Origin of the sequence: Rhizobium sp. 2YAF20, from assembly GCF_052114685.1 — a bacterium.
Lineage (GTDB): Bacteria > Pseudomonadota > Alphaproteobacteria > Rhizobiales > Rhizobiaceae > Rhizobium.
The window spans coordinates 72,142-97,134 of the sequence record NZ_JBFRFF010000024.1 but is presented as its reverse complement, the minus strand read 5'-3'; the positions used below and the strand labels follow the sequence as shown (position 1 = coordinate 97,134).

Annotated in this window: 31 protein-coding genes and 1 tRNA gene; 13 read left to right on the top strand and 19 right to left on the bottom strand. The window is 58.8% G+C overall.

Features of this window, described 5'->3' with window-relative positions; all coding sequences use genetic code 11:
* A partial coding sequence (locus tag AB4Z52_RS23645) for a helix-turn-helix domain-containing protein (RefSeq protein WP_442220334.1) occupies window positions 1-491 on the bottom strand: 491 nt, incomplete at its 3' end.
* A gap of 50 nt (window positions 492-541) precedes the next feature.
* Between AB4Z52_RS23645 and tnpA the strand changes: the two genes are divergently transcribed.
* From tnpA to tnpC, 3 genes are read left to right on the top strand one after another with little or no spacing between them, the layout of a single operon-like run.
* Window positions 542-949, top strand: a complete 408-nt coding sequence (tnpA, locus tag AB4Z52_RS23640) for an IS66-like element accessory protein TnpA (RefSeq protein ID WP_442220333.1) — start codon at window positions 542-544, stop codon at window positions 947-949.
* Between the two features lie 36 nt (window positions 950-985).
* Complete coding sequence (gene tnpB, locus AB4Z52_RS23635; RefSeq protein WP_442220332.1) at window positions 986-1,297, top strand: IS66 family insertion sequence element accessory protein TnpB; 312 nt, start codon at window positions 986-988, stop codon at window positions 1,295-1,297.
* A gap of 47 nt (window positions 1,298-1,344) precedes the next feature.
* Entirely contained in the window at window positions 1,345-2,988 is a 1,644-nt protein-coding gene (gene tnpC / locus AB4Z52_RS23630) for an IS66 family transposase (RefSeq protein ID WP_442220331.1), read from the top strand.
* On the opposite strand, the gene AB4Z52_RS23625 is transcribed toward tnpC, so the two are convergent.
* The 8 genes from AB4Z52_RS23625 to AB4Z52_RS23590 form a co-directional block, all read right to left on the bottom strand.
* Window positions 2,957-3,202: a DUF6429 family protein gene (locus AB4Z52_RS23625; protein WP_442220330.1), complete on the bottom strand. Its 246-nt coding sequence runs from the start codon at window positions 3,200-3,202 to the stop codon at window positions 2,957-2,959. The two genes, tnpC and AB4Z52_RS23625, sit on opposite strands and share 32 nt — an antisense overlap.
* 376 nt (window positions 3,203-3,578) lie before the next feature.
* Entirely contained in the window at window positions 3,579-4,406 is an 828-nt protein-coding gene (locus tag AB4Z52_RS23620; protein WP_442220329.1) for an MBL fold metallo-hydrolase, read from the bottom strand.
* Between the two features lie 4 nt (window positions 4,407-4,410).
* Window positions 4,411-5,190 (bottom strand): TatD family hydrolase, encoded by a 780-nt coding sequence (locus AB4Z52_RS23615; RefSeq protein WP_442220328.1) that lies wholly within the window; start codon window positions 5,188-5,190, stop codon window positions 4,411-4,413.
* 9 nt (window positions 5,191-5,199) lie between these two features.
* Window positions 5,200-6,750, bottom strand: coding sequence for a methionine--tRNA ligase (gene metG / locus AB4Z52_RS23610; protein ID WP_442220342.1), 1,551 nt, complete (start codon window positions 6,748-6,750; stop codon window positions 5,200-5,202).
* 123 nt (window positions 6,751-6,873) lie between these two features.
* Window positions 6,874-7,902 (bottom strand): DNA polymerase III subunit delta', encoded by a 1,029-nt coding sequence (locus AB4Z52_RS23605; RefSeq protein ID WP_442220327.1) that lies wholly within the window; start codon window positions 7,900-7,902, stop codon window positions 6,874-6,876.
* Complete coding sequence (gene tmk / locus AB4Z52_RS23600; RefSeq protein WP_442220326.1) at window positions 7,899-8,591, bottom strand: dTMP kinase; 693 nt, start codon at window positions 8,589-8,591, stop codon at window positions 7,899-7,901. Before tmk ends, AB4Z52_RS23605 begins: the two co-directional genes overlap by 4 nt.
* Before the next feature lie 154 nt (window positions 8,592-8,745).
* On the bottom strand, window positions 8,746-9,936 hold the full coding sequence (locus AB4Z52_RS23595; protein ID WP_442220325.1) for a D-alanyl-D-alanine carboxypeptidase family protein: 1,191 nt from the start codon (window positions 9,934-9,936) through the stop codon (window positions 8,746-8,748).
* A gap of 114 nt (window positions 9,937-10,050) precedes the next feature.
* Window positions 10,051-11,004 (bottom strand): septal ring lytic transglycosylase RlpA family protein, encoded by a 954-nt coding sequence (locus AB4Z52_RS23590; RefSeq protein ID WP_442220324.1) that lies wholly within the window; start codon window positions 11,002-11,004, stop codon window positions 10,051-10,053.
* Between the two features lie 330 nt (window positions 11,005-11,334).
* Between AB4Z52_RS23590 and AB4Z52_RS23585 the strand changes: the two genes are divergently transcribed.
* Both AB4Z52_RS23585 and AB4Z52_RS23580 read left to right on the top strand, forming a co-directional pair.
* Window positions 11,335-11,424, top strand: a tRNA-Ser gene (locus AB4Z52_RS23585).
* 106 nt (window positions 11,425-11,530) lie between these two features.
* Complete coding sequence (locus AB4Z52_RS23580; protein WP_442220323.1) at window positions 11,531-11,770, top strand: hypothetical protein; 240 nt, start codon at window positions 11,531-11,533, stop codon at window positions 11,768-11,770.
* A 72-nt stretch (window positions 11,771-11,842) separates the two neighbouring features.
* Here AB4Z52_RS23580 and AB4Z52_RS23575 read toward each other — a convergent pair whose 3' ends face one another.
* Entirely contained in the window at window positions 11,843-12,151 is a 309-nt protein-coding gene (locus tag AB4Z52_RS23575) for a hypothetical protein (protein ID WP_442220322.1), read from the bottom strand.
* 193 nt (window positions 12,152-12,344) lie between these two features.
* On the opposite strand from AB4Z52_RS23575, the gene AB4Z52_RS23570 reads away from it, so the two are divergent.
* Window positions 12,345-12,851 carry a YciE/YciF ferroxidase family protein gene (locus tag AB4Z52_RS23570; protein ID WP_442220321.1) on the top strand — a complete coding sequence of 169 codons (507 nt, stop codon included), beginning with the start codon at window positions 12,345-12,347 and terminating at the stop codon, window positions 12,849-12,851.
* Window positions 12,852-13,006: 155 nt separating this feature from the next.
* On the opposite strand, the gene AB4Z52_RS23565 is transcribed toward AB4Z52_RS23570, so the two are convergent.
* The 5 genes from AB4Z52_RS23565 to AB4Z52_RS23545 form a co-directional block, all read right to left on the bottom strand.
* On the bottom strand, window positions 13,007-13,210 hold the full coding sequence (locus AB4Z52_RS23565; RefSeq protein WP_442220320.1) for a hypothetical protein: 204 nt from the start codon (window positions 13,208-13,210) through the stop codon (window positions 13,007-13,009).
* Between the two features lie 395 nt (window positions 13,211-13,605).
* Window positions 13,606-13,854: a BON domain-containing protein gene (locus tag AB4Z52_RS23560; RefSeq protein WP_442220319.1), complete on the bottom strand. Its 249-nt coding sequence runs from the start codon at window positions 13,852-13,854 to the stop codon at window positions 13,606-13,608.
* A 136-nt stretch (window positions 13,855-13,990) separates the two neighbouring features.
* Window positions 13,991-14,107: a hypothetical protein gene (locus tag AB4Z52_RS23555; RefSeq protein ID WP_442220341.1), complete on the bottom strand. Its 117-nt coding sequence runs from the start codon at window positions 14,105-14,107 to the stop codon at window positions 13,991-13,993.
* 433 nt (window positions 14,108-14,540) lie between these two features.
* Window positions 14,541-15,353 carry a transglutaminase-like domain-containing protein gene (locus AB4Z52_RS23550; protein WP_442220318.1) on the bottom strand — a complete coding sequence of 271 codons (813 nt, stop codon included), beginning with the start codon at window positions 15,351-15,353 and terminating at the stop codon, window positions 14,541-14,543.
* A 43-nt stretch (window positions 15,354-15,396) separates the two neighbouring features.
* A complete protein-coding gene (locus AB4Z52_RS23545; protein ID WP_442220317.1) occupies window positions 15,397-16,341 on the bottom strand; it encodes a transglutaminase family protein in 945 nt (314 codons plus the stop codon).
* Between the two features lie 330 nt (window positions 16,342-16,671).
* Here AB4Z52_RS23545 and AB4Z52_RS23540 point away from each other — a divergent pair, with 330 nt between their 5' ends.
* The 4 genes from AB4Z52_RS23540 to AB4Z52_RS23525 all read left to right on the top strand — a co-directional run bounded on the left by AB4Z52_RS23540 (window position 16,672) and on the right by AB4Z52_RS23525 (window position 18,971).
* Complete coding sequence (locus AB4Z52_RS23540; RefSeq protein ID WP_442220316.1) at window positions 16,672-17,700, top strand: fatty acid desaturase; 1,029 nt, start codon at window positions 16,672-16,674, stop codon at window positions 17,698-17,700.
* A 279-nt stretch (window positions 17,701-17,979) separates the two neighbouring features.
* The gene (locus AB4Z52_RS23535; RefSeq protein ID WP_111162401.1) at window positions 17,980-18,189 is read left to right on the top strand and encodes a cold-shock protein; all 210 of its coding nucleotides are present in this window, start codon (window positions 17,980-17,982) and stop codon (window positions 18,187-18,189) included.
* A gap of 132 nt (window positions 18,190-18,321) precedes the next feature.
* Window positions 18,322-18,537, top strand: coding sequence for a hypothetical protein (locus AB4Z52_RS23530; RefSeq protein WP_442220315.1), 216 nt, complete (start codon window positions 18,322-18,324; stop codon window positions 18,535-18,537).
* A 53-nt stretch (window positions 18,538-18,590) separates the two neighbouring features.
* Window positions 18,591-18,971: a DUF6481 family protein gene (locus AB4Z52_RS23525; RefSeq protein WP_442220314.1), complete on the top strand. Its 381-nt coding sequence runs from the start codon at window positions 18,591-18,593 to the stop codon at window positions 18,969-18,971.
* A gap of 76 nt (window positions 18,972-19,047) precedes the next feature.
* On the opposite strand, the gene AB4Z52_RS23520 is transcribed toward AB4Z52_RS23525, so the two are convergent.
* Complete coding sequence (locus tag AB4Z52_RS23520) at window positions 19,048-19,623, bottom strand: histidine phosphatase family protein (RefSeq protein WP_442220313.1); 576 nt, start codon at window positions 19,621-19,623, stop codon at window positions 19,048-19,050.
* 238 nt (window positions 19,624-19,861) lie between these two features.
* Between AB4Z52_RS23520 and AB4Z52_RS23515 the strand changes: the two genes are divergently transcribed.
* The 3 genes from AB4Z52_RS23515 to AB4Z52_RS23505 all read left to right on the top strand — a co-directional run bounded on the left by AB4Z52_RS23515 (window position 19,862) and on the right by AB4Z52_RS23505 (window position 21,445).
* Window positions 19,862-20,071: a CbtB domain-containing protein gene (locus tag AB4Z52_RS23515; RefSeq protein ID WP_442220312.1), complete on the top strand. Its 210-nt coding sequence runs from the start codon at window positions 19,862-19,864 to the stop codon at window positions 20,069-20,071.
* A 12-nt stretch (window positions 20,072-20,083) separates the two neighbouring features.
* Complete coding sequence (locus AB4Z52_RS23510) at window positions 20,084-20,827, top strand: CbtA family protein (protein ID WP_442220311.1); 744 nt, start codon at window positions 20,084-20,086, stop codon at window positions 20,825-20,827.
* 78 nt (window positions 20,828-20,905) lie between these two features.
* Window positions 20,906-21,445 carry a DNA-3-methyladenine glycosylase gene (locus AB4Z52_RS23505; RefSeq protein WP_442220310.1) on the top strand — a complete coding sequence of 180 codons (540 nt, stop codon included), beginning with the start codon at window positions 20,906-20,908 and terminating at the stop codon, window positions 21,443-21,445.
* A 41-nt stretch (window positions 21,446-21,486) separates the two neighbouring features.
* Here the strand turns inward: AB4Z52_RS23505 and AB4Z52_RS23500 are convergent, their stop codons facing one another.
* From AB4Z52_RS23500 to AB4Z52_RS23490, 3 genes are read right to left on the bottom strand one after another with little or no spacing between them, the layout of a single operon-like run.
* Window positions 21,487-23,031, bottom strand: coding sequence for a DHA2 family efflux MFS transporter permease subunit (locus tag AB4Z52_RS23500; protein WP_442220309.1), 1,545 nt, complete (start codon window positions 23,029-23,031; stop codon window positions 21,487-21,489).
* On the bottom strand, window positions 23,024-24,250 hold the full coding sequence (locus tag AB4Z52_RS23495) for an HlyD family secretion protein (protein ID WP_442220308.1): 1,227 nt from the start codon (window positions 24,248-24,250) through the stop codon (window positions 23,024-23,026). The genes AB4Z52_RS23500 and AB4Z52_RS23495 overlap by 8 nt, the downstream gene beginning before the upstream one ends.
* Window positions 24,243-24,707, bottom strand: a complete 465-nt coding sequence (locus tag AB4Z52_RS23490) for a MarR family winged helix-turn-helix transcriptional regulator (protein ID WP_442220307.1) — start codon at window positions 24,705-24,707, stop codon at window positions 24,243-24,245. The genes AB4Z52_RS23495 and AB4Z52_RS23490 overlap by 8 nt, the downstream gene beginning before the upstream one ends.
* Window positions 24,708-24,993: the final 286 nt, after the last annotated feature.

Here is a 24,993-nt window from a genome sequence, read left to right as displayed (position 1 = left end):
TGTAAGAGCTTGCCGGTGGCGTCATCGATATAGACGAGCAGGGCGCATTTGGGGCCGCGGTCCTCGAACCACCAGTGATGCGACCCATCGATCTGCACCAGTTCGCCAAAGCAGTCGCGCCGTCCGCGTGGCTGGAAAACCCGTTTCTTGCGTTCCCGGCGCGAGATCCAGATGCCGGCCTCGGTCATCCATTGCCGCAGCGTCTCCTTGGCGACCGAGATCCGGTGCAGTTCGATCAGCTTCTCGCGCGCAAGTGTGGGACCGAAATCCAGATATCGCTCGCGGATCAGGTCCAGCGCCGCATTGCGAAACTCCTCGCTGTGGCGCCGGTTGCTCGGCTGCAATCGTTTCTTGGAAACGAGGCCGGCTGGACCATCCCGGTCATAGGCCTGCAGCAACCGATGGACCTGGCTTCGACTGAGGTCGAGCAGTTCAGCAGCCTGGACAACGCTCAGGCGTTCGTCACGGATCTTCTGGATGACTGTACGCATCCGAGGTGGGCCGCCTTGAGAACTTTCTGTGAATCTGTCGTTTTGTCCTTATGGACAGGTATAAGGACAGTGAGCGGACACTCGTAAGCCGCCTTGAGATTATTGAGACGGGCCGACGTCGCTGTTTTACTGACGAGGCGAAGCTGAGGATTGTCGCGGAGGGCTTTTCCGGCGATGGGCGTCAGGTTTCAGCGACAGCCTTAAAGCACGGAGTCTCCCGATCGCAATTATATCGGTGGCGGCAGTTGTTGCGGGAAGGCCATTTTGGTCGCACACGGATCGAAGGATTCGTGCCAGCCGTCGTGATGCCAGAGGCACCGCCAGTGGATGCGAAGGCCCTATCGACGGCGAGCCGGATGGAGGTGGTGAGCGCGAATGGTCGGCGTGTGATCGTCGGCCAGGATGTCGACGTGGACGTCCTGCTGCGGATCATGCGTGGTCTGGAGACGTTGCGATGAACCCGTTTCCAATGGGAACGGGGGGTCAAGGTCTGGTTGTCGACCGGACATACAGACATGCGGTGCGGCTTCCCTTCGCTGGCCCTTCGGGTGCAGGAAGTTTTGAAGCATGATCCGCTAGGCGGTCATCTGTTCTGCTTCCGGGGCCGCCGTGGTGACTTGATAAAATTGATCTGGCATGATGGCCAGGGCGCATGCCTGTTCACGAAAAAATTGGAACGCGGCCGGTTTATCTGGCCGAATGTGGAGGGCGGTGCAGTGGCGATCACGCCGGCGCAGCTCTCGTATTTACTATCCGGAATTGACTGGCGGGCCCCTCAGGAAACCTGGCGCCCGACACGGGTTTAAGCGTCTTATTCATTGAATTCGTTGGGGAAATATGCTCTTATAGCGGCATGTCGTTACCGCCACTTTCCCTTCCTGACGATCTTGCCAGCGCCCATGCCGCGCTGCTGGTAGAACGCGAGGCGCGGTTACAAGCCGAGGCCGAAGCGACCAAAGCCAAAGCAGAGCTTTCCAGTATCGAGGCGCTCAACGCCCATCTGCAATTGCTGATCGCCAAGTTGGAACGCGACAAACACGGTCCGAGCCGGGAGCGCACCCAACGGCTGATCGACCAGATGGAACTGCAACTCGAAGAGCTGGTCGCCGATGCGACCGAGGACGAGCTCGCTTCAGAAGCGTCTGCCGCCAAAACGCAAGCCGTGCGTGCCTTCACCCGCAAGCGGCCGGTGCGCAAGCCTTGGCCAGAGGATATCGTGCGCGAGCGCGTCGTCATCCAAGCGCCCACCGCCTGCACCCACTGCGGCAGTGAGCGCCTGTCGAAACTGGGCGAGGATGTCACCGAGACGCTGGAGGAGATCCCGCGCCGCTTCAAGGTCGTGGAAACGGTGCGGGAGAAGTTTACCTGCCGGGACTGCAGCTGCATCAGTCAGGCACCTGCGCCCTTCCATGCAACGCCACGTGGCTTTCTCGGCCCCAACCTGCTCGCGACCATCGTCTTCGACAAGTTCTCCGAGCACCAGCCACTCAACCGTCAGAGCCGGCGCTTTCGCAGCGAAGGGATCGATCTGTCTACCCAGACGCTCGCTGACCAGGTTGGTTACATCAGTGCCGCCGTCAAGCCGCTGTTCGATCTCATCGAGACCCATGTGTTTGCGGCCGAGCGATTGCACGGCGACGACACCACCATCCCGATCCTCGCCAAGGGGCAGTGCACGACGGGGCGCATTTGGACCTACGTTTGCGACGACAGGCCCTTTGGGGGGCAATCACCGCCGGCGGCCGTCTTCTACGCCTCCAGTGACCGGCGCGGCGAGCATCCGCAAAGACACCTGGCCGAGTTCAGTGGCATCCTGCAGGCTGACTGCTACAATGGCTTCAATCCGCTCTTTGACCGGATGCTGAAGCAGAACCCGGTGACGCCGGCCTTTTGTTTTGCCCATGCGCGCCGCAAGTTCTTCGAGCTGGCTGATGTCTCTCGCACTGCGCGCAGGGGCAAGGGCTTGAGGCCTGTCTCGGCAACGGCTTTGGAAGCGGTCAAACGCATCGATGCGCTGTTTGCCATCGAGCGTGATATCAACGGCCAGAGCGCTGAAGACCGGCGTGCCGTGCGGCAGGAAAAGAGCAAGCCGATGCTCGACGAGCTGGAGGCTTGGCTGCGGCAGGAGCGCGAAGGCTTGTCGCGCTCTTCACCTGTGCTTGACCCCATCAACTACATGCTGTCGCGCTGGCAGGACTTTGCCAGATACGCCGATGACGGCAGGATCTGCATGACGAACAATGCGGCGGAAAGAGCCCTGCGCGGCGTGGCTTGCGGCAGAAAAAATTGGAGCTTCGCCGGTTCCGATCGCGGCGCAGACCGGGCTGCCATCATGCTGACCCTCATTACGACCGCCCGCCTCAACGACATCGACCCGAAGGCCTGGCTTGCCGATGTGCTGGCCCGCATCGCCGATCTTCCCATCTCCCGCCTGCATGAGTTGTTGCCATGGGAGTGGAGGGCGATCAAGGTGGCGGCAATACCGGCTGCCGCGTAAAGAGCTTTCGAAACAACTCTTCCGAACGCTCCAGTCCTTCATCCGTCAAGATCAACGACTTTGACTTGTTCACCGGGTCGCCGATCAAGCCCTTCCGATGCAAGCGATCCGTCGTCGCCCAATCGAAACCTTTCCAGGCGCAACGCCCGTTGTGCAACGTCAACCACAACAGCGCCAGCACCGCGTCGTCGATTTTGTCTTCGTCGATCTCCATTCCGCAATGTTACCACGCGCGACCCATTAAGGCCCTGCGGCCCACCTCGGATGGATACGGATGACTTCGAGGCGATGTAATTCTTTCTGCGACATGGTGATCATAAAGGACATGACGACTCCGACCGCTCGTGGTCTTGACCAGGCTGAAGGTCGTCATCCTTGCTCCCAACGTTGGTTTTGACCAGTGCGTCGAGAGGCGAGACTGTCGCATCTCTAACTGGCCCAACTGTCGCATTACTAAATAGCCGCTACACACATGTGTCACATAAGATAGATTATGGAACATAAAGAGATGTTAGAGCAAATGATAAGCATCTGAGAACCTTGTGTTATCAGCCTAGCCGCACCGAAGGAAAACTTGCGCAGTGTTCGGCCTAAAGCGAGCTCTCTTCCACATCGAGTTCGAACTCCATCTGGTCATAGGCTGGTTCGACGTTGTCCGGAGTCTCGGCCATAACGGTGTCGTAATCGAGCGGCGTATGCATATGCGTCAGGATGGCGCGACGCGGCTTCAGCCTTTCGATCCAGCCGAGTGATTGCTCTAGGGACAAATGGCTTGGATGGTAGTGATACTGCAAAGCATCGATGACGAGGATGTCGAGATCCTGGAGATTTTCGATAGCTTCCGGTCCGAAGTCGCTGACATCGCTGCAATAAGCCAGGTCGCCGATGCGAAATCCAAGCGAATGGATTTCACCGTGCTGCTGGCGATGCGGATGGAATGTGATCGGACCACCAAGACCATCGATGACAAAAGCACGCTCGATATCGTCTATGATAACCGGCTGAACGATCGGTGGATAATTGCTACCGGGCGGCGTTTCCAGGCAGTAGCGGAATCCTTCGCGAATTCGATCCATCGTCGGGCGATCCGCGTGGATCGGAATGCGATGATGCGAATTGTGGAAATAGCCGCGCAGATCGTCGATACCGTGGATATGGTCGGCATGCGCATGCGTGTAGAGCACGGCGTCGATGGAGCTTACGCCGGCGCGGATCATCTGCTCGCGAAAATCAGGACCGGTGTCGATGACCACGGTTGTCAGGCCGCCATTCGGCGCGATCTGTTCGACCAGGAAGGCGGAACGCGTGCGTCGGTTTTTCGGATTTCTCGGATTGCAGGCGCCCCAATCGCCCGATATCCGCGGCACGCCTGGCGACGATGAGCAGCCCAGAATGGTGAAACGCCGCCTATAGCTCACGCGGTCAGATCCTCGGCATCTTGGAGAAGATACGCAATGCGTTGTCAGTCGTGATCGTGCCGATCTCGTCGGCGCTCATGCCGATGGTCTGTGCGAGAACCTCGGCCGTATTGACGACATAGGACGGCTCGTTGCGTTTGCCGCGCCAGCGCTTTGGCGCAAGATACGGCGCATCGGTCTCGACCAGCAGCCGGTCATGCGGGATCGTCTTGGCGATATCGCGCAATTCCTCGGATTTCGGGAAAGTCAGGATCCCGGAGAACGAGACATAGCCGCCAAGTTCGACGCCGGTTCGGGCAAGGCCCGGGCCGGAGGAAAAGCAATGAAGAATGAAAGGGAAGGCCCCCTTCCCTGTTTCAAGGGTCAGGATTTCCGCCATGTCCTCGTCGGCACTGCGGCTGTGGATCACCAACGGCAATCCGGTTTCGCGTGCCGCCGCTATATGCCTGATCAGGCCGGTTTTCTGGTCTTCCGGCTTCACCGTGTCGTAGAAATAGTCGAGCCCGGCCTCGCCTATGGCCACCACCTTCTCGTGCTTCGACAGTCGCACGAGGTCCTCGACCTCGATATCGAGTTCTTCATCGGCATTGTTCGGGTGCGTGCCGACGGAGCAGAAGACCGATGGATAGGCCTCGGTGATCGCCAGCAGTCCGTCGAGCTTCTTTACCCGTGTCGAAATGGTCACCATCTGTCTGACGCCGGCGGCATGTGCGCGCGCGACGATCGCATCGCGTTCCTCGACAAAATCGGCAAAATCGAGATGGCAATGGGTATCGATCAGCATCGTCAATTCTCAGGCTTCTGGCGGCATGTAGCGCGGGAATACCGGCTTCGGCGCTTCGAGCGGCGTACCGGCGACAAGCCGGCCCATTTCTCCAAGAGCGGCGAAATCGCGCTTGTCGGCGGGTGCTGCCACGAGGTCGAGCAGCTTCTCCGCAGAGGCCGGAACGAACGGCTGCATCAGGATCGCGATCTGGCGCACGACTTCGGCAGTCACGTAAAGAACCGTTCCCATGCGCACTGGGTCGGTCTTTTTCAGTGCCCAAGGCTCCTGGCTTGCGAAATAGCGGTCGGTCTCCGAGACGACGGCGATGATCGCGGCAAGGGCGCGGTGGATCATCTGCTTGCCCATCTCGTCACGCGTCGTTTCAAGCAACGCGTCGGCCTGCGCCAGCATTGCCTTGTCCTCGTCGGTCAACTGCCCGCATTCAGGGATCCTGCCGTCGCAATTCTTGACGATCATCGACAGCGATCGGCTGGCAAGATTGCCGATGCCATTGGCAAGATCGGAATTGATGCGGGTGCCGATCGCCTCTTCGCTGTAGCTGCCGTCCTGCCCGAAGGAGACCTCGCGCAGGAAGAAGTAGCGCACCGGATCGACGCCGAAATGGGTGACCAGATCAACCGGGTCGACGACATTGCCGATCGATTTCGACATTTTCTCGCCCTTGTTGAGCAGAAAGCCGTGGGCAAAGACACGCTTCGGCAGCGGCAGCTTTGCTGACATCAGGAACGCCGGCCAATAGACCGCATGGAAGCGAATGATATCCTTACCGATGATATGGACATTGGCCGGCCAGAATTTCGCGCGGGGTCCGTTCGGGTCCTCGAGGTAGCCGGTGGCTGTCAGATAGTTGGTCAGCGCGTCGACCCAGACATACATGACGTGGGCCGGGTCGTTCGGCACCTTTATGCCCCAGTCGAACGTCGTGCGTGAGATGGACAGGTCCCGAAGGCCGGATTTGACGAATGAGACGACCTCGTTGCGACGCTCCGAGGGTCCGATGAATTCCGGGTCGCTTTCGTATAGCGCCAGCAGCTTGTGCTGATAGTTGGACAGCCGGAAGAAATAACTCTCCTCCTGCACCCATTCGACAGGCGTGCCCTGCGGTCCATAGCGTACGCCATCGGCGCGCAGCTCGGTCTCGCCTTCTTGATAGTAGGCTTCGTCGCGAACAGAATACCAGCCCGCATAGGAATCCTTGTAGACGTCGCCGTTTTCGGCCATCCGGTTCCAGATGCCGCGCGAGGTCTCGTGGTGGCGTTCCTCGGTCGTGCGGATGAAATCATCATTCGATGCGTTAAGAAGCTTGCCCATCGCGCGGAATTCGCTGGAATTCTTATCAGCGAGTTCCTTTGGCGTCATTCCTTGAGCGCGCGCCGTTTGCTGCATCTTCTGGCCATGCTCGTCCGTTCCTGTGAGGAAGAATACGTCCCGCCCGTCGAGCCTTTGATAGCGTGCCATGGCGTCGGTCGCGATCAATTCATAGGCATGGCCGATGTGCGGCTTGCCGTTGGGATAGGAGATCGCGGTCGTGATATAGAACGGAGAGTTGTCTTTCATAAGCGGCATCGAGCCCGTCTTGTTATTTTGATGAATTTGTCAGTCGCTATTAGCGCAAGTCGCAACGCAACGAAACACTAAGTTTCGTCGGAGTCGACGTCAGTTAGGCAGCGCGGAACCTTCCTATGACAATTGCTGCTTCAGTTCACCGAGTACCGTCAAAATAGTCTGCTTCCGGTCGAGATTATAGGCCTGTGACACCGTCAGCCGCTCTGTTACCTCGGAATAGAGCCTCGCCATTTTTTCCGCCGCACCCACCTGTCCCTGAATGGCAGCGGCTTTGGCCCGAGCCATGATATCGTCGCCGAGATGCGAGACGAAAAAGCTGAAGATCGTCTCGCTATCCCTAGCCGATAGTGCGTCAGCCAGCTTGTGCATCGCCTTGCGAGCCGAAGGCCCCTGCGACGCAATGACTTGCTGATAAGCGGAAATGATGTCGCTGCCACCATAATTCAATAGCTTCAGCGCCTCGCTGACGCTGCCCTTGGCCCCAGCGAGCAACGCGTGCCCCTCGCCGGCAGCGACGCCGAGATTTGAAAGAGCGTCGCCCAGCGCCTGATCGTCGAGCGGCGACAGCCTGAGCGGAAGGCAGCGTGAGCGGATCGTCGGCAGGAGCTTGCCCGGCGCATGCGAGAGAACCATGAAAAGCGAACGCTTTGGTGGCTCCTCCAGCATCTTCAGGATCGCGTTCGCAGCATTCCGGTTCATGTCGTCGGCAGGGTCGATGATGACGATGCGCCAATTGCCCGTGCCCGAGGTTTGGGAGAAGAACTTGCCGGCGCGTCGAACCTCGTCGACCGTTATAGCCGACTTGACTTTGCCGGTCTTTTCGTCGGTTGGGCGCGCGAGATGCAGCACGTTGTGCGAGGCGCCAGAGGCAATCTGCCGGCTGACGGCTGAAGTGGGATCTGGATCGCTCATGGTATCGGGCGCGCTTGCCGGGTCCGAGTGGGAAAGGACGTAATTCGCGAAACGAAAGGCAAGCGTTGCCTTGCCGATCCCCTCCGGCCCCTCGATCAGGACGGCATGATGGCCTTTGCCCGAGCGATAGGACTGCACCAGGAACGCTTCTGCCGCCGCGTGGCCAAAGAGCCGGGTATTTTCCATCGGCGGTATCGCACCGTCGAGAACGCCGGATCGCTCGTCGCTCATCTTGCCACTTCCGGGCTTGTTACCGGTCTTTCCAGGCGTGACGGCAACAGCTGCGCGACGATCGACAGAACTTCACCTGCGATCACGTCCTCATCCCGCAGCGCGTTGATCACATGGCAGCGGGCCGGATCGTGGGCGGCGATATCAAGAAAAGCCTCCCGACGCTTCTCCTGTGTCTCCATTTCTTCTTTCTCGAAGCGATCTGGCGTAGCGCTCGCGGAAATGGCCACGCCGCGCTTGCGAGCTCTTTCCAAGCCGATACTTGCCGGAAGATCGAGGATCAGCGTGCAGTCAGGCACGACGCCATTGACCGCGATCCGCTGCAAAGCCTCAATGAATTCCGGCTCGAGATTGCCGGTCACGCCCTGATAGACGCGCGACGAATCCATGAAGCGATCACAAAGCACCACCTTGCCAGCGGCAAGCGCCGGCCGAATGACCTCTTCGACGTGGTCGTTGCGCGCGGCGGCAAAGAGAATGGCTTCCATTCGCGTCCCGAACTCCTCGGCTGCTCCCGAAAGGAGAACATGACGAACCGCCTCGGCTCCGGGCGAGCCGCCCGGTTCCCGGGTCACGAGAACGTCGTGACTGCGTTGCCGCAGCGCTTCCGCCAGCAGGCGAATCTGGGTGGATTTCCCTGCCCCTTCACCGCCTTCGAAGCTTACGAACAATCCGTTTCCGTTCGACAATGATCCATGTCCTGCGCTGGCCTGCGCCGAAGCGCCCTGCGGCACTGTTTATCGCAAGACGCGTGACGGCGAAACCACTGCCATAAGGGACTCATGCTTTCTTTGGTTGTTTCAGCGAGAGAATACGAAATGGTCAAACAACCGACAGAGTGCCTCAGGTAGCCGTCGGGGTGTCCCAGAGCCAGGAGAAGAGAACCGTTTCCGACAGTTCGATCAAGGCATCGAATGCGCGGCTGCCAAGGCCGCCCTTGGCAACCGGGGCCTCCGTGTAAAGAGGCACTTCGCGAACCAGCCGCGCGCCGGAAAACACCTTCAATGTTCCGGCTTCGTAGCCGGCCCCTACGGGCGCTGTCAGCGGCCAGCGATAGACAATGCGGGCAGCCAGCCGGTCTGGATTGCTGACTGGAATATAGACATCGACCGGGGTCTTGGCGACGAGACCGACGCTCGACGAGGCGCCGCCGTAGACGCTGGCTGCGGCTATGACCTCGCCGTCGGCAAAGACCCGCTGGCTGCGAAAGTTGCTGAGGCCCCATTCGAGTACCCGCTTGGCCTCCTCCGTTCGCTCCTTGTCCGAGCTGAGGCCGCCCAGCGCCAAGAACAGGCGCCGGCCGTTGCGCTCGACGGATGCGACGATGGAGAACCCTTCTCCCTCGGCAAAGCCGGTGCCCAGCCCGTCGGCGCCCATGCTCAGAGGCAGAAGTGGATTGCGATTGCGCTGGTAGATCTTGTTCCAGGTAAAGTCCGCCTGGCCGAAATATTTATAAAGATCCGGATGGTTCTGCTGCAGGTCCTGAGCCAGTGTCACCAACTCGCGGACCGAAACCTTGCTGTCGCCGTCGGGTAGACCGGTCGAATTGGCAAATATCGCCTTGGGCATGCCGATCTCTCGGGCGTGCTGGGTCATCCTGCGCGCAAATTCGGCCTCGCTGACAGAGATGCCCTCGGCAAGGATAATGCAGCCATCATTTGCCTGCTGGACAGCTACGCCCTGAATGAGATCACCGACGCGGACGCGCGACTTCAACGCTGCAAACATTGTCGACGCCCGGGACGGCGCCCCGCCCGTTCGCCAGGCATTTTCGGAGACGGGGTATTCGGTATCCGGGGTGATCTCGCCTCGCGCGATGGCATCGAAAACGACATCCATCGTCATCAATTTGGCAAGCGACGCCGGCGACATCGGCTTGTTCTCAGCCTTGGCAAGCAGAATTGTGCCGGTGGAAGCCTCGATCATGAATGCCTGCGCGGCCTTCGTATCGAAGGCTGGCGGCGGCGTCTGGGCAAACGCAGAAACACCACCGACAACAACGACGGAAACCGCTAGAAGAAGGCGCTTCAGCATGCCAGTCCCTACTCCGATCGAGCCCAGCGCCATATTAGCGATAGCCGAAAAATCCGGCAAGGATTACCCGGTCACTCCATTCGGTCACGGCGCCCGAATAGAGAAAATAGTTGATCAGAAATCAGGCCGATCGTGTGGAATAGGCCCGATTTCCGGCAGCACGACCAGGATCGATGGAGCCGTCGGCTGACCGCCGCTCCAGGTCATGGGCGGCAACTGGTTGACCGGCGGTGCGACATGCGTCGACCCGGCAAAAGCCATGCTGGTCGCGGGCGCAGGATTGCGACCGGGAACGGGCGCCAGCGCCGGCACAAATGTCCTTGGCTGACGGGTGGGCGTCGGCGTATAGGACGGCGGCAGCTGGTCGGCCGAGATCTGCTTCGAGTTGGAAGCGACCATCACGCCGGTTGCGATCTGCGGATTGAAGCTTGGGAAACGGTCGCCCTTCTTGACGTAAGACGACATCAGATAGGGCATGTCGTGGCCATCGAGCGGCGCACGGCCGACATATTGAACGCGGACATTACCGGTACCGCTATCCCTGAGGTCGAGCAGATCCGCCGTCTTGTTTGAAAGGTCGATGATGCGGCCGGGATGATAAGGTCCGCGATCGTTGACGCGCACGACCACTGACGACCCGTTTTCCACATTGGTAACGCGCGCATAGCTTGGAAGCGGGAACGTCGGATGCGCGGCCGACAGGCTGAGTTGGTCGTAAACCTCGCCATTAGCCGTCAGTCGCCCATGGAAGGCCGAGCCGTACCAGGATGCGAGTCCGATCTTGTTATAGGCGTAATCTTCCTTCGGGACGTACCACTGCCCCTTCACCTGATAGGGGTTGCCGACTATGTAGCGGCCGCCGCCCTTCGGGATATTGTTGCCGGTGGCGACGCGAGGGCTCGCCTTGACGCCATATTCAGCCTCGGAAAAATATTCCTTGCCGTGGGCGCGTTTCGTGGGTGCAGGAGCGTGGGTAGTTCCGCATGCTGTGACAGTCGCGCACATGAGCGAGATACCCAGCCACCGCAGGTTCGTCGCGTATGTCAATGCGCCAGTTTCGAATTTCATATGCCCCACGCCGTTTACTCGTACTCAATATGGTTAAGGAAGCGCCGCAGTCTTCCCGAGCCAGATTCCGCATACGTCGCAATCACCTAACGGGACTTTAATCATGATTGCATCTTGTCGAATTTGCGCGCCGATCGGCCAAAATAGGAACAATTCTAACAATTATGGTTAATGGACCCTTTCCTGATCGGCCTATCGGGCGGGCGGGCGTTAACAATCGCAGACCACCATTCAACCTTGACCACAGAAGCGCCACGCGCAAAAAAGTCCGCTACATCCGCCACGACGGCCTTGCCACGAGGGCGCCGTTTGGGTCATAAGGCCGGTTACGGAAGAGTGTCCGAGTGGTTTAAGGAACCGGTCTTGAAAACCGGCGTGCGGGAAACCGTACCGTGGGTTCGAATCCCACCTCTTCCGCCATCCGATTTTCGATTGGATGGCCGTTGGTTTGCAGTTCGGCCCGTTCGCTGGCTGCACAAACGGAAATTTCTTGGTGGGTCGCCACTTGATTGGCCTGGAGAACGTAATGGCTGCTCGCGACCGTTTTTCGAAGAAACTGACCTGCCCGCAATGCGGCAATAACGGCTTTGCCGAAGCCTCGGAAGACGAACATCGTGTTCGCAAGCATCCAGGCTTTGCCGTCGACAAGATGCCCAAGGGCTTCTTCGAGCAGCGGTCATCGAATTTCCAGGAAAGCTATGTCGTTCGTTGCCAATGCGGCCGCAAGTTCCCATTCCGCGCGTTAACGGAGCCGGCACACACCTAGGGCGTTGTCGCGAGCGCCGCGCCATTGCGGTGCGACCATCTTGTTTGACGGCTTAAGTGGAAGGCAACGATCCTATTCGTCGTCGCTGTCGTCTGCCGGGTCGGTAACAGGCACCAAGAAAACCACAAATTCATCGTCGGCTTCTGTTTGCAGGTCGGCGTCGAACTCGTAGGCCTGATCGACTTCGCCTTTCTCCGCGGCGTTGGCCTCTCTGAGATTGAGAGCGGCGCGACCATCCCACAGCGGCTTCCCATCCGACAAAAGAATAGTCAGGTCTTCGCGAAAATCTTCTGCCTCGAAGAAATGCTCGGCATCTTCCTGATCTTCCGAGCGAAAGCATGCAATTGGCCGTCCGCCGATCTCGACTGTGAAGTACTTCATCTTGCGTTTCCTCGCCTGCTGGAATGGGTGACGCCCGGCATTTGTCCACCGCGTGCGTCTCTTCATCCGCAAATGCCGCGTTTGTCAATCGAGGCGCGGCCGGTTTCGTACAGCCTTCAGAGCAGGAACATTTGCGTAGAAGGCACGTTGATCAGCGCAACTTTCCGCCAATAGACAATCATTGGAGAGACCAATGGCAGAAAAGACACTCAACGATCTTTTCCATGACACCCTAAAGGATATCTATTTTGCCGAGCGCCAGATCGTGAAAACGTTGCCGAAAATGGCGCGGGCGGCAACCGCGCCGGAACTGAAGGCCGCCTTCGAAAAGCATCTTCAGCAGACGGAAGGTCACGTGGAGCGCCTGCAGCAGGTGTTCGAGATCATCGGCAAGCGCGCCCACGGCAAGACTTGCGAGGCCATCGAGGGGATTATCGCTGAGGGCGAAGAGATCATCGAGGAGTTCAAAGGCACCCCTGCCCTCGATGCCGGCCTGATCTCGTCGGCCCAAGCCGTCGAACATTATGAAATCACCCGTTACGGCACCCTCAAGGCCTGGGCGGCACAGCTTGGCTATCGCGATGCGGTGAACCTTCTCGACGCGACGCTGAAGGAAGAGTCGGACACGGATTCCGCCCTGACGACTTTGGCAAAGTCTGCGGTCAATACGGCTACTCAGAGGAAGAGTGCCTCATCCTAACCGACAACGCGGTCTCCGCTCACATCTTGAGCGAGAGGCCTTTTTGAAAGCGATAGCATCAAAAGCTCGTAAGAGAGAAGCACGGGGTCGCTGGACCTCCCGAGACGATCGGCAATCTCGCGGTGCTTGCCTGCGTGGAAGCGCCGGGCGAGCCGTTATTCGGCAAGACGCTCCGGCATTTCAGGAACGCGGCGTTTTGCGGCCATAAGAAGATCGAGCTCGATGGCAGAGGGGCCGAAGCGCACGTACAGGTCCTCTGCCGCTTGCCTCGAGAGACGATACTTGGCTGCAAATTCGTCGAGCGTGTAGGGACGGCCGCGAACCGGCCTACGCCGCTGAAAATCTCCGATGTGAGTCATTTCGAGGCTCCTTCCAACATGAGCTTGTAGCCTCTAAATGTCTGCGGCCATTGATTGTTCCCGATGGGACACAAACCTTCGCGCAGTTCGCCATAAAGTCTTCAGCACCGCGTTTCCTAACACCGCCAGCCCTTCTCAGGCCGCTTTGGCAGCCCGGCCAACCGCTTGATCGCAATGCCGGCAAACGCTCGCCGACGCAACAGTTCTTCCATGCCGTCGCGGGGTGAAAGAGGCGCGACCGAAGTCGCCATTCGTTTGTTGCGAAGATAGTCGAGGAATCCGCCCTGCCGCGGGCGCTCTGACAGCCGGAAGAATCGCGCGATGAATTCATCGCCGCGGCGGACGAAGCAAAGCTCCCGCTCAACTAAAAAGCTTGCAGGGAACGCCAGAGCGCGTCAGTAGGCGGGCTCTATTCTATTGCAAATCGCGTTGCCGGCGATGTCGCGAGCAACACCCATTGCCGTTTCCACCACATGAAGGCTTGGAGCCGAGCCATCAAGGTAAATGACGCCACTATCCTCTGTCACGCGTATTCTGGCATCCTCAAGACCTGCCGCATAGGCTATGGCCGATGAGACTGCGGCGCAAAGGCCTGCCATCTGGGCTCCGACGATTCCGCCGGTGGGAAGGATGGACATGAACATGATCAGCGCTCCTTTCACGAAGATAACGTCTAGACCACAATATTGTTCATCCTGCGTTCATCTTAGCAATTTTGATAACGGGCTGTCATCGGCCGTTATTGGCGCGGCACTTTGTAATCCACTTCGAGGATGAGGCTCACTGGACAAGCGGCTCATGTTCGCCATTTTCGACTTCCACCGATAATTGACAACCATTACCGTCGGGGATTCCATCCATTGCCATGTCGGCAAGGACCTTCTTTGCCTGCGTGATCGCGGCCTAATGTGTCGGGCATTCGAGCGGTGCGTGCCCCAACCAGGTCCCGTCGTTATCCTTGGTTTTAAAGTAGAATTTCGACATCCTCACTCCTTTTCCGCCAATAGGGCGCGAGCCAAAATGTTCCAGCTGCGCCTATTCTGCGAGCCCAAAGCACATTGTTGAAATAGTCGGTTGAGCAATATCGCCGTGACGGCTGACTTCAGCCACAGGCGCCTCATTCATTCATCCCGTGGCTTTGTCGGCCTGTCCAAAAAATCGCCTGGAGGTTCGTCGTTTGCCTCCTCCCAACTTCTCGCGGTAGCCTTGTTGACACGACGGCAGGGGATGCCAACTCCGGCGATACGAGGAGTTTGGGGCTGCCATGGGCTGTCGATGTCAGTGATTCGAATCATGGTTTGACCTGTTCAGGTCAGGTCGCTGGACAACTTTAGCCCATCGGCACTTCCTCGGTTACGACTTCAAAGCGAGCAAGCGTCGCAGGGCCGAAATTGGTCGTCAGCGCCACGTCGGTCGCATCGCGACCGGTTGCCATCAGGATTCTTCCGATTCTTGGGGTGTTGTGGCGAGCGTCGACCGTATGCCAATGGCCGCCGAGATACACCTCGAACCAGGCACTGAAGTCCATGGGGTTGGGATCGACAGGCACGCCGATGTCCCCGAGATAGCCCGTGCAATAGCGCGCGGGGATATTCATGCAGCGGCAGAGTGTGATGGCGAGATGCGCAAAGTCGCGGCACACGCCGGTCTTGTCGAGATAGCCGCCATGCGCGGTCCGCAGCGGATCTGCTCGCTGATAATCGAATTCGATATGATCGTGAACGAAATCGGCAATCGCCTGCACGCGCGTCCAGCCGAGGGGGGCAGCAGAAAATTGGCTCCAGGCGAAATCACCCAGACGATCGGTGTCGCAGTAGCGACTACCGAGCAGAAAGATAAGAACGTCGTCGGGCAAATCCTTGATATCGTGCTGTATCGCACTTTCTGGAACTGGCTCCGGAAGGCCGCTGTCGTAGATTTCGAAATCGGTGCTGATCGTCGTCAGCCCTGTGGGCGCAACAATGCGAGCGCAGGCGTTGCCGAATGTATCGGTGTATTCCCGGCAATCGATCGGTTGGTCGAATTCCAGAAGCTGATCGGTCAGGAGATCGACACGGCGAGATGGATGAACATTGAGCACGAGCAACATCGGTGTCGGTTGCGGGCATTCGTAGCCAATACGGAATCCGGCGCGGATCTTCATTGCGCATCCCTGGGTGAAGGATTTTTGCCGAGTTTGGCAAAACTTACCGGTGAACGCTCATGCGCGGGGTGTGTTCCATTTTTTTAATATCAGCTTGGCGAAAGCCGCCTGCAGCGTCCTCCGTCGTAACGTTGACCTGCACGGACATATCAATGTAGTCGACGGCCTCCCCGTCATAGCTCCCCGTCAATGGGATCGCCTGGCTCGGATCTCGGGCGACCGCCACGCGAATGAGATCGCGATTGCCGACAATGCCGTTGGTGGGGTCGAATTCCACCCATCCGGCACCGGGAAGGTAGATCTGACACCAGGCATGGGTAGACCCGCCGCCGCGAGTGTTCGAGCCGTCCCGATCGGGAACATAAACATATCCCGTAACGAACCGGGCGGCGAGACCAAGCGAACGCGCTGCCTCCATCATCAAGAGAGCGAAATCGCGACACGTGCCGCGTCGCAGCCCCAGGGTCTCCTGCGGCGTCTGCGTCCCCCTCTCCAGCCGCCTGGTGTAGCCGAAGCTTTCATGGATCGCGTAGCAGAGCGTCATCAGCAGATGACCGGTCTCAGTCGGTTGGCCGATACGCACGAATTGCCGTGCCCATTGGCCGACCTCGTCGCTGGCATCCGGATAGTGGCGCCTGATCGTCGGCTCCAGGTCGGCGATCTCATCGGCATCATAGCTGAAGGGATAGCTCAGCGCCTCGTCGTCGATCTGCAGGTCCAGCGCAACTTGCGCCGTATGGTCGAGCCTAATGCGGCTTTCGAAACGCAGCTCGGAGGCCGGTCTTGAAACGTCGATGAGCGCCACGCAATTGCCGAATACGTCATGCACCCAGCGGACATGGTTCGGCTCCGGATCGACGATCAGCGTCGCATCGAGCAGACGTTGGTCGAAACTGTCGCGGGGGCGAAACATCAGCCTATGCTGGCCGAACTCCACCGAACGCCGATAGCGGTAGGTCGTGACGTGCCTGACGGTAAAAATGGTCATCGTGGAACTTGCCCTTGCGCAGCGCGATCCCAACAGCGGCTGCATCGACTCGAGAGGCGAAACCGAATTCTAGCGCTTTTCGTCGATCATGTATGCATGGTGACATCGCAACCGACGTTTTCTCGATCGCAATCTATAAGCGAAATATGAAATATCGCCGCACCCCCGGCCAGCCTAGTGTTGTCGGCTACAGCTTGTGCTATGATATGGGCTGCAAGCGAAATTTCGTGCGGCGGTGGGACCGGGACTGAATTTGTGTTGCCAGTCACGGGATACCCTTTAAATACGCGTCGACACAATCGCGCAACAGCTCCGAAAGCATAGTTTTTGATGAACATGGCCCCCACCCTCGATCAGGCGAGCGGACCAAGCGAAACCGCCTGGCTCAAGATCCTGTCGAAATATCGCAAGCCCCACGCGGGACGCAGCACGTTCGAGCTGGCCGTGACGGTCATCCCCTTCACGGCACTGTGGATTTTGTCATGGCTCGCCGTTCACTACGGCATATGGATCGGAATGGTCCTGGTCATCCCGGCCGCCGCATTCCTGCTGAGATTGTTCATGATCCAGCACGACTGCGGTCACGGCTCCTTTTTCGCGCGTCGCCGGATAGACGACTGGACTGGCCGGGTGATCGGAGTGCTGACGATGACGCCTTATGACTACTGGCGGCGCGCCCACGCCACCCATCATGCATCGGCTGGAAACCTCGATGAACGCGGCGTCGGCGATATCGCGACCTTGACTGTCAAGGAATACAAGGCTCTTTCTGCGGCTGGACGGCTGAAATACAGGTTATACCGCAACCCGTTGGTCATGTTCGGCATCGGGCCGATTTGGGTCTTCCTCTTCAAGCAGCGATTGCCGTTCGGCATGATGCGCTCCGGTGCCCTGCCCTGGGTTTCCACCATGGCGACCAATGGCGCCATCGCAATTCTCGCGGCACTCCTTATCTGGTGGATCGGCGTTGTTCCGTTCCTTTTGGTCCATCTTCCAATCGTCGTTCTTGCCGCTGCCGCCGGCGTCTGGCTGTTTTATGTCCAGCACCAGTTTGAAGATACGCACTGGTCGGAAGGTAATGAATGGCAATTCCAGCAGGCGGCGCTGCACGGCTCCTCTCACTACGATCTGCCGTTGGTCCTGCGTTGGATAACCGGAAACATCGGCATCCACCACGTTCACCACCTGTCGAGCAAGGTGCCATATTACCGGCTGCCCGAGGTGCTGAGGGACTATCCGGAGCTCGGCGACATCGGCAGAATCACGATCATGCAGAGCTTGCGCTGCGTCAATCTCGTCCTCTGGGACGAAGGCAGCAAGCGGCTTGTTTCCTTCCGTGAGGCCCGTCGCATAGCCTGATCCAACCTTTTTTCAATTCCGCACTTTCGCCGCCGAAGCAGCGGCGAGATGCAACAAAACTTACAAACGTGAAGGTGACGTCATCAGTCAAAACGAACTAAAAGTTGACAAGAGGGTGCGAAGCGCCTATCTACAGGTCATCGATAGTTGTTTGACTGATATTTGTTTTTGCTGGCGCTCAGTGCGCTTACTTGACGAACTTCCCCTTCAAAAATCGAGATGAAATGCTGTCGTGCGTCGTACGGCGGTTAACACTTGTTGCTACAGAAAGGGTTCGTTATGACCACTGGCACAGTAAAATGGTTCAACTCCACCAAGGGCTTCGGCTTCATTCAGCCTGACAACGGCGGTGCGGACGTATTCGTTCACATCTCTGCCGTCGAGCGCGCTGGCATGCGCGAAATCGTCGAAGGCCAGAAGCTGGACTTCGAACTGGAACGCGATAGCAAGTCGGGCAAGATGTCCGCTGCACAGCTTCGCGCTGCTTAAAGGTTTTCAGCCTCGCCATGACCACGGATGTACTGGCATGTTGCTGAGGCGGTTACCAACAGAAGGTCAGACAATTGTCTGGCCTTTTTTCGCTCTATCGTCTTCGTCACCGTGCTTTGAAGGATTGAGGACTTGACCGAGAATTCGAGCAAGACAAGACAGCAGGCTGAGCTGGCTTTCAGTAAGACCCAGACCGAATATCTGGCGCGCAGCCGGACGATTTCCGAGATAGACGCAGTGGCAGCCGAACGCGAGGCGAAGACCGCAAGGTTGCGTGAGTTGCGTCTGGAAAAAGAAGCGAATACAGAACCCAAGGTTACCAAGCCAAAAAAGGTCACGAAGCGCTAAGACGCTTCCTCAGGCCCTTTTCCTGATTATTCTGGACCGACAAGGACGTTGGATTGAGACACGTTAACGATAATGGTTTTGCCGAGCGCCGCAAGGCTGCTGCCGAGGCCAAGAAGCTGCTTCTGAAAAAGTTCGAAACCGCTCCGAAGGCCGACGATCCAGAGATGGTCGCAAAGCGCCTCGAGCGCGAAGCAATCGCTGCCGCCCGCGAGCTGAGGCGCGCGGAGCGCGAGCAGCTGAAGCAGGAGGCCCGTGAGCGCCAACTCGCCGAAGCCGCAGCGCAGACCGAAGCTGCGACGGCAGCTGAACGTCAGGAAGCTGAAGCGCGCGAAGCCGCTGCAAAGGACCGCATCGCACGGGTTATCGCCGATGAGGCAGAGCGCAAGGCGGAGCGCGATCGTCGCTACGCGGCCCGCAAGGCACGCCAGCGCTAAGCGCGAGCGGTTTACAGAAAATAGCGTCAAGCCCGGTCGGTTTCGATCGGGCTTTATTTTTGGTCTCGTATAACTCTCAGCGCATCGCACCTGCCCGGCCGGTAAGCCGCAGTGCCCACCGGCGCCCGTCTCCGTTCATCTGGACGATGCTGAGCGGCTCCACGTCAATTTTCCAAAACGTTGAAAACGGCGCCTGCAGGACATGCAGCAATGCGGCCCGGATCACGGAGGCATGGGTGATGGCGATCGTGTGACCGCTGTAGCCAAGCCGGCAATCCATCCACAATCCTGCCCGTTCGCTAAGCGCAGAAAATGATTCGCCGCCGTGCGGGGCGGCCGTGGCATCCGTCATCCAGGCAGTAAGGTTCTCCGGCTCCGTGGCCTGAATATCCATCATCGTCCTGCCGCTCCAACGCCCATAATCGCAATCACGCAGGATCGCGTCAGGCTCTCCGTCGAGCGACAGGAACTCCGCGGTCTGGCGAGCCCGCAATGCCGGACTCGTCCAGACATGGTCGGCGCGATCGAGCAGTCGCGCCAACGTTCTTGTCTGTTGAATTGCCTTTTCCTCCAGCGGTTCGTCGCCAGGGAAAGTCGCAGTTCGGTTGCTCGCCGTCGCACCGTGACAAACAAAGGTCAATCGCACGTTCAAAGCGAAATTCTCTCCAATATGAACGACATCCGGCTCCTGACGGCTTACATGCGTTCGTTGACAACAAGCTCATGGCGCAGATATAACGGTCAGGTTGTCGCTATGGAAGCCGGTGAAAGCCCGGCGCGGTCGCGCCACTGTAATCGACGGATTGAAGGTTTTCTTCCGTGGTAAGCCAGACCCTACGCCAACACTCCTTGTCATCGACGGAACGCGTCATTCTTAAAGGAACTAACACATGTCTGACATCACATTCGGGACAGCGGTCGGCCCTGCACCCATCCCGCTTGGCGAGATTTTGCCCTGGGCAATTTTCGCCGGCATCATCTTGATGCTCGCAATTTACTTCGTCGGCGCCGAAGAAGGCGCGACGTCGCTTATATCAGGCATGTACGTCCACGAATTCGTGCACGACGGTCGCCATCTCCTCGGCTTTCCCTGCCACTAAGGAGTAGCCAACATGGTTGGAAATCTTTTGCTCCGCGGCATGATCGCTGGGGTGCTGGCTGGCCTGTTGGTGTTTGCCTTCGCACGGACTTTCGGAGAGCCGCTGGTCGATAGCGCCATCGCCTTCGAGGACCGGATCAACCAGGCAAAGGGGGAAACTCCAGAGCCGGAAATCGTCAGCCGCGAAACACAGGCCGGTATCGGGCTCTTCACTGCCATTATGGCCTATAGCGTCGGCATCGGCGGCCTTTTCGCCCTCGCCTTCTCCTATGCCTATGGACGCGTAAGCCCGTTCGGACCCCGCGCCACGGCAGCCCTGATCGCGCTTGCAGCCTTCGTCGCCATCGCCCTCGTGCCCGATATCAAATACCCGGCGAATCCGCCTTCGGTCGGAAATCCGGAGACAATCGGCGTCAGGACGGAATACTTCTTCGTCATGATCATCATTTCCATCGCGGCAATGATGGGTGCCGTCGCCTTGGCGCGAAACCTTGTTGCGCGCTACGGGCAATGGAACGCGATAATTATCGCCGGCATCGCGTTTGTTGCCATCATTGCGGTCGTTCAATATGCAATGCCCGCCATCAACGAGGTACCGGAGAACTTTTCTGCCGTCGTCCTTTGGCGCTTCAGAGTAACCTCGCTCGGTATGCATGCAATACTCTGGGCGACCCTCGGCCTCGGTTTCGGCTTCCTTGCCGAACAGCGCATCGGCACTGGCAGCCGGCGTGCTGTAACGCGTCTGGTCCATCGCTAACCAGCTCTGGCTTCCGGTCGCACTTTTCGGTCGATCGAAAACCGTTCCATTGGGCTCGCTCCTTTGTCCTCAGATAGCTTGAGTAGCTTTTTCCGCCGAGACGCAGTCACCGTTGCCCACGATCTCGTCGGATGGCGGTTTTCCGTGGATGGAGTCGGCGGCCGGATTGTCGAGACCGAGGCCTATCGTAACGACGATGCTGCCTCCCACGCCTTCAATGGTTCGACCCCGCGCAACGCTGTCATGTTCGGCCCACCCGCGCACGTCTACGTCTATCTCTCCTACGGCATCCACTGGTGCGTCAATTTCGTCTGCCTGCCGGGATGCGCGGTCCTGATCCGCGGGCTAGAGCCGGAAACCGGTATCGACAAGATGATCGAACGACGCGGACTGACCAACCTCCCTCAGCTCTGCAGCGGCCCCGGTAAGTTGACCCAGGCCCTCGGCATCGACCTGACTTTGAATGGCCGGTCGCTTGACGCCCAGCCGTTCGAGCTCTCGCAAGCAGAGCCGGTGGCTGTCGTGACCGACAAGAGGATCGGCATCACCAAGAACGTCGATCCTCTTTGGCGGTTCGGCGCACTCGGCTCGCGCTTTGTCAGCAAACGATTTCCCTGAGCTTCACCGCAAAGGAGGCCAAGGCGATCTCGGCGGCTTGCCTATTCAACGGCGATGCTGTGATCGACGGCGGCGGGGGTCGCGGGCTTGCGTAACAGGATCACCAGCGGCATCGCGCAGAGCGACATCAGCATCAACAGCTTGAAATCATCGATATAGGCGATGATTGTCGCCTGCAGCGTGATGATGCCGTCGAGGCTGGCTCTGCCGATCGCGGTTAGCGGATCGACGCTCTGCACCGCAGCCGGCGCTGCAAAAGCATGATTGAACGGCGTCACGTAGGCTGCAATCGACGCATGGTTGCTCTGGGTATTCTCGGTGATCAGTGCCGAAACGACTGAGATACCTACGCTCGATCCGATATTGCGCGAAAGGTTGTAAAGACCGGTCCCCTCGCCGCGCATCTGTGCCGGCAGCGTCGCAAAGGCAATCGTGGTGAGAGGCACGAACAGGAAGCCAAGGCCGGCGCCCTGCACGAAACCGACAGAAATGATCGTCCATTGGGAGACATCCGGAGTCCAGCCGGTCATCTCGTACATCGCCCAGGCAGTGAGCCCCAAGCCGAGCAAAAGCAGCCAGCGCGTATCGACCTTGCCGATCAATCGCCCGACGAGGAACATGCACACCATCGTGCCGAGCCCCCGCGGCCCCATCACGATGCCGGCGGTGACGACTGGATATCCCATCAGCGTCTGGAGGTAAGGCGTCATCAGCGCCAGTGACGCCAGATAGGTAACGCCGACGATGAAGATAAACAGCATGCTGACCGCGAAATTTTGGTCGAGGAACAGGCGCGGATTGACGAAGGATTTCTCCGACGTGAACGTGTGGACCAGGAACAGATAGAATGCTCCGGCACAAACGAGTGCCTCGATCATGATCTCACCTGACGAAAACCAGTCGAGCTGCTCGCCCCGGTCGAGAAATAGCTGCAGCGACGCAATACCCAAGCTGAGCATACTGAAACCGAACAGGTCGAGCTTGGCAAGCGCATCGATCTTCGTCTCCTTGACGAAGACGACGATACCCATGAATGCCAGCGCCCCGATCGGCACGTTTATGTAGAAAACCCAGCGCCAGCTGATGTGATCCGTCAGCCAGCCGCCGATCACGGGGCCGAGGACTGGGCCGACCATGACCGAAACGCCGAACAATGCCATGGCCTTGCCGCGCTCCTCAACCGAATAGATATCGAGCAGAATGCCTTGCGACAGCGGAACGAGTGCCGCGCCGAACAGCCCTTGCATGAGGCGGAAGGCGACGATCTGCGGCAATGACTGCGCAAAGCCGCAGAGAACCGACGCGGCGACGAAGCCGCCGATTGCGGTCAGCAACACCCGCTTGCGACCGAACTTTGCCGATAGGAACCCCGACGGCGGCGTCATGATCGCCGCGGCCACGATATAGGAAGTCAGAACCCAGTTGATCTGGTCCGCACTGGCCGAGACGCTGCCCTGGATGTAGGGCAGCGCGACATTTGCGATAGTCGTATCCAACGCCTGCATGATGACGGCAAGAATGACGCAGGCCGTGATGGCGCCGCGATTGGCGACGACCGGCGCGTCGCTGGCGGAAGCGCTACTCATGATCCTTGCCGTTCGAACGGCCCAATAATTTGGCAAGGGAATCCGGCAAGCCACGGGCGCGGCCGGTGTCGACATCGACGACCGTGCTCATGCCGACGCGCAACGGCGGCTTGCCGGCTGCATCGTCGATGCTGATCCGCATCGGAATGCGCTGCACGACCTTGACCCAGTTGCCCGTAGTGTTTTGGGCGGGCAGCAATGAGAAGCTTGACCCGGAGGCCGGGCTGACGCTCGCGACGGTCCCCTTCCAAACGATGCCGGGATAGGTGTCGACTGAGATGTCAACCGGCTGGCCGGGCTTGACGTAGGTCAGCTCGGTTTCCTTGGGGCTGGCGGAGATCCAAAGATTGTTGGCCGATACCAGCGAGAAACCTTGCTGCGCCGCCGTCAGATATTGACCGACTTGCAGCGCGTTGACATTCGTCACGATGCCATCGAACGATGCGCGCACGACGGTATCGTCCAACTCGCGCTGTGCGTTGTCGACGCTTGACTTGGCCTGCAGGTAGATCGGGTTCTGCTCGACCGGCTGGTTCACATCGCCGCCGATCTGGGCAAGGGTTGTCGCAGCCTGAGCTTTGGCGACCTCGACCTTCTGCTGTGCGGCATCGAGATTGTGCTTGGCTTCGTCATAGGCAGCCTTGGAGGCGACAGAACTGTTGATCAGCGCCTGCTGCCGATCGAACGCGGTCTGGAAATAGGGGATGTCTGCCTGCGCCTGCGCGATCTGGGTGAGCGTCTGCTGATAGCTGGCCTTCAGGTTCAGGATCTGGTTGCGCGCTGCGCCAAGCTGTGCCTGCGCGCCCTCCAATGCGATCTGGAAGGTATCCGGCCTCAGGCGGAACAGTACCTGCCCCCTTTTCACCAGCTCGTTCTCATGCACATCCACCGACGCGACCAGACCGGACACGTCAGTGGTCACGCCGTCCATATCGGCCTGAATATAGGCATTGTCGGTCGACATGATCTGCCCGCCGGTGACGTAATAATATCCGCCGACGACAAGCGCGACCGGCAATAGCGCGAAGAGGATAGGGCGCGTCGGGCTGCGGCGTTTGTGCGGCTTGACCGGCGCAGCCACAAGAGTTGCCACGCCTGCGGCGGCTGGAGCCACAGCTGGGGTAGCCTGAGGAGCCTCGGCAACCTCTTCCGGGGCGACGATCTTCTCGCTGGTGTTTGCGTTGGCGTGAATGCGGATAGATGAATGTGGTTCAGCCATGATTTGTCTCTTTGTCGGCCGCCGCCAGACGGCAGCCCTGAAGCAGGTTGGTCTTCATCAGTGTCAGCGCCTCAAAAAGGCGGTTGCGGTCTTCGTCCGATATGCCTTCCAAGGCATCTCCCATCGTCGCGTCGCCGAGGCTCCGTATGCGGGCAAGAAGCGGACGCGCTTCATCGCGCAGGTAGAGCAACCAGATACGGCGGTCGGTCGGATGCTGGCGGCGCTCGATTAATCCGCGATCGGCCATCTTGTCGAGGATACGAACGAGCGTGATTGGTTCGATCTCCAGCATCTCGGCAAGTCCGGCCTGATGGATGCCCTCATTGCTGGCAAGGTAGGCAAGGGTCTGCCATTGCGACCGCGTGAGGCCAAAGCCCCTCGCGCGCTGCTCGAACCGCTTGCGCAGAAGCCGGGCAACGTCATGCAGAAGAAAGCCGAGGGTTGGTGTCGAAGTCATTCAAAAGCCTGCTATTCATAAGCAACCTTATAATTCTATGCCATATAGTAAGCGCGCACTCATATACAAGCGGGAGAGCGGTTAGCAAGCCAAAATGTCGCAGCGCTGTGGCCAACGCGTCACATCGATGGCGACCCGCAGCAGGTCGATCGCATCATTCTACTGGATGGATATGGATGGCCTGAACGCCAAAGTAGCAGCGGGTAGTGGACGGCCATTCTGGGGCAAGAGGATGAACCGCAAAGAAAAGGCCGCCGCTGGTCGATAAACCAATGCGCGGCGGCCT